4 protein-coding genes and 1 pseudogene are annotated in these 3,349 nt (G+C 67.4%); all 5 read right to left on the minus strand.

The window, feature by feature from the left end; genetic code table 11:
* Window positions 1-410: pseudogene (locus tag Q8S40_RS09325) on the minus strand (cobyric acid synthase CobQ); the annotation flags it as partial.
* Window positions 407-1,387, minus strand: coding sequence for a threonine-phosphate decarboxylase CobD (gene cobD / locus Q8S40_RS09330; RefSeq protein ID WP_305670163.1), 981 nt, complete (start codon window positions 1,385-1,387; stop codon window positions 407-409). The pseudogene Q8S40_RS09325 and the gene cobD, both read right to left, overlap by 4 nt.
* The gene (gene cbiB, locus Q8S40_RS09335; protein WP_305670164.1) at window positions 1,380-2,282 is read right to left on the minus strand and encodes an adenosylcobinamide-phosphate synthase CbiB; all 903 of its coding nucleotides are present in this window, start codon (window positions 2,280-2,282) and stop codon (window positions 1,380-1,382) included. Before cbiB ends, cobD begins: the two co-directional genes overlap by 8 nt.
* Window positions 2,282-3,013, minus strand: a complete 732-nt coding sequence (locus Q8S40_RS09340; protein ID WP_305670165.1) for an adenosylcobinamide-GDP ribazoletransferase — start codon at window positions 3,011-3,013, stop codon at window positions 2,282-2,284. The genes cbiB and Q8S40_RS09340 overlap by 1 nt, the downstream gene beginning before the upstream one ends.
* A gap of 110 nt (window positions 3,014-3,123) precedes the next feature.
* Window positions 3,124-3,349, minus strand: a 226-nt coding sequence (locus tag Q8S40_RS09345) for a histidine phosphatase family protein (protein WP_305670166.1), incomplete at its 5' end; no start/stop codon positions are given.

Raw genomic sequence — 3,349 nt, forward strand, 5'->3', positions numbered from 1 at the left:
CTGCCCGCCCCCTCCACCACCACATATTCGTATTCGGATTTGAGCCGCGCGAAGGACGCCAGCACGCTTTCCAGCAACACCGGCTTGAACTCGTGATAGCGTCGCGCATCCATGTTGCCGATGGCCCGCCCATGGACAATCACCTGAGCGCCGACATCGGTGTTGGGCTTGAGCAGCACCGGGTTCATGTCGGTATGCGGTTCCAGACCGCAGGCCTGAGCCTGCACCGCTTGGGCGCGGCCGATCTCGCCGCCGTCCACGGTCACCGCGCTGTTCAGCGCCATGTTCTGCGGCTTGAAGGGGGCGACGCGCCTGCCGCGGCGGTAGAGCACCCGGCAGATGCCCGTCACCAGTGCGCTCTTGCCGGCATCGGAGGTGCAGCCCTGTATCATCAGGGTTTTGGCAGTCACGACACCCCCCGCAATGCCTGCCCCAGCCGAACCCACTCCGCCTCGCCACCCGGCAAGCCAAAACGCAGGCCAAGCGGCGAATCGAAGCAGCGCACCAGGATTCCCGTTTGCGCAAGTTCATCCCGGATAGCAAGCGCACGCTCACATTTCACCCACTGGAACAGTGCAATACCGCCGGCAGGGGACAAGCCATGTCCGCCCAGCAGTTCATCCAGCCGCATCGAGTCGCCCACCAGGCGCCGCCGCTCGTCAACTTGCCAGGTTTCGTCCGCCAAGGCCAGACGCGCGACATGGCGTGCCGGGTGAGCTACGGGCCAAGGACCCAACGTTTCATTCAGCCGGACGAGCAATTCCGGCCATGCCAATACGAAGCCCACCCGCGCACCCGCCAAGCCGAAGAATTTACCCAGGGAACGCAACACCACCAGTCCTTCGGCACCGGCATGAGCAGCCAGGCTTTCCTCCGGTGTGGCATCCATGAAGGCCTCGTCCACCACCAGCCAGCCGCCGCGCGCCGTCAGCCGGCGGTGCCAGGCGCGCAGCGTTTCTACCGGGAAGCGCTCGCCCGTCGGGTTATTGGGATTGACCAGCACCAGCACATCAAGCCGGTCGAGCCTGGCCTCGATTTCGGCAGAGGCAAACGACACCACGTGGTGGCCACCGCGCGTCCAAGCCAGGGCGTGCTCGGCATAGGTGGGCGCAAGCAAACCCACCCGGCACGGCGGGCGAAGGCTCGGCAACGCCTGGATCGCCGCCTGGGAACCCGCCACCGCCAGCGCTGAACGACATCCGTAGTAGCGGCAGACAGCTTCCATCAGACCGTCATCGGAATCCGGCAGCCGCCGCCAGCATTCCGGCGGGATCGCAGGCACCGGCCAGCCCAACGGGTTGATGCCGGTGGAAAGGTCCAACCAGTCCTCCGGCGGAATGCCGAAGCGCAGCGCCGCCTGCCGGATTTGTCCGCCGTGCTCAAGCAAGCGCCCACCCTCCCAAAAATGCCAGAACCAACCACAGCCACACTCCACGGCGCACCAGCGCCGTGGCGCGACGAATATCCGCCGCCGCCGGCTCCCATCCTTCGCCGAGCGGCGGACGAATTTCCAAGCATCCATGATAAACCGCGGGGCCGCCCAGCTTAACTGCCAGCGCGCCCGCCCCCGCAGCCATCACCGGCCCGGCGTTAGGGCTTTCCCAGCTTGCCGCCTGGCTGCGCCAGCAGCGCCACGCCGAACCGGCCCTTCCGAGGAGCAGGTAGGTGAATGCGGTGAGCCGTGCCGGTATCCAGTTGAGCAGGTCATCCAGCCGCGCCGCCGCCCAGCCGAAGTGCCGGTAGCGCTCGGTCTTGTAGCCCCACATCGCATCCAGGGTGTTGGCAAGGCGATAGGCCACTACGCCCGGCGCGCCCGCCACAAAGAACCAGAACAGCGCGCCGAACACCGCGTCGCAGCCGTTCTCCAGCACCGACTCCAGCGTCGCGCGGACTACCGCCGTTTCGTCCATGTCCGCGGTATCGCGGCTTACCATCCGGCCCACGCTCCGGCGCGCCGCATCGAGATCGCCGGCATCCAATGCACGGCGAACCGCTGCCGCATGCTCACCAAGGCTGGTTGCGCCGAGGGCAAGATAGAGCAAGACCGCATCCAGCAACCAGGCCCAGGAGCCCAGGCTGCGATGTGCCAGGAACGCCGCCAGGGCAAACCCGCCGACCAGCAACACCACCGCGATCGCGCCCCGCAATCGGCTGGCCCCGTAAAGGCTCGCTTCGACCCGCTGCGCCAGCCAGCCAAACCCTACCAGCGGGTGCCAGCGCCGCGGCTCGCCCAGCAGGCGATCCAGCACAACAGCAAGCAGCGCCGTTATCGGCACGGCCATCACAGGCTCAGGGCGAGGGCGACAAGCACTGCAACCTCGGTCAGTTCGACCGCGGCCCCCAGGGTGTCGCCGGTCATTCCATTCAGCCGCCGCATCATCATCCAGCGCAGCACCAGCCACGCTGCAGCCGCCACTGCCAACGCCAACGCGCCGGCCTTCCCGGCAAGCAGCCCCGCCGCCGCGACCAGGAGCAACGCCAGCACCGCAGCCGCGCGCGGCAGATGGGCCGATATCGCCGACCCCATGCCCCCGGGCCGGACATAAGGCGTACTCAGCAGCAGCGCGACCAGCGCCGACCGCCCCAGCACTGGGGCCAGCAGCAGCACGGGCCAGGCGCCGGCCTTGACCAGCCCCGCCAGAGCGACGAACTTGAGCAGCAGCACGAGCACCAGCGTTGAAACGGCCGCCGGACCGCTGCGCGGGTCCTTCATGATCGCCAAGGTCCGCTCCCGGTCGCCATGGCCGCCCACCCAGGCATCGGCGCTGTCGGCCAGTCCGTCCAGGTGCAGGCCGCCGGTGATGAGCGCCCAAGTCGCGGTCAGGAGTGCCGCCTGGAGCAGCGGGTCGGCATGGCCCACAAGACGCTGCAGGCCTGCCAGCAGCAGCCCGATAAAAAGGCCGACCAAAGGATAGGCGAGCGCCGAGCGGCCCCAGTCCGCCGGGTTCGGCGCAGCTTTCAGAAAAACGGGGAGGCAGGTGAGGAACTGCAAGGCCAGCAGGAACGCCTTCATCCGGGATTATTGCCGAAACACCGTTGTGGGAGCGGCGCCCTCGCCGCGATTTGCAGCCGCATTCGCGCCGGGGGCGGCGCTCCTACATGCACGAGCATTCCAATCCGGGTTCATGCTTGCGGACTACCGTGGAACACCAGTTGCGGCAGGGCTTCGGCGCCGCTGCCGAGAATCCGTACCCGGCTCATGCCGGCGAACGGCACTTGCAGGCGAAACATGTTCTGGAGCGGGATTTTCAGGACGTGGCAGAGAATCACGCGGTTCACGCCGCCGTGCGCCACCAGCAGGATTTTTTTGCCCGCGTGGCGAGCCAGCGTATCGATCCAGCTCGCCGTC

The sequence above is a fragment of the Falsiroseomonas sp. genome (assembly GCF_030695085.1).
Classification (GTDB): Bacteria; Pseudomonadota; Alphaproteobacteria; order Acetobacterales; family Acetobacteraceae; genus Falsiroseomonas.

Excerpts from the sequence above, each read along its gene's own strand:
- Q8S40_RS09340 (WP_305670165.1), bottom strand. The coding sequence starts at position 3,013 with ATGAAGGCGTTCCTGCTGGCCTTGCAGTTCCTCACCTGCCTCCCCGTT.
- cbiB (WP_305670164.1), bottom strand. The coding sequence starts at position 2,282 with ATGGCCGTGCCGATAACGGCGCTGCTTGCTGTTGTGCTGGATCGCCTG.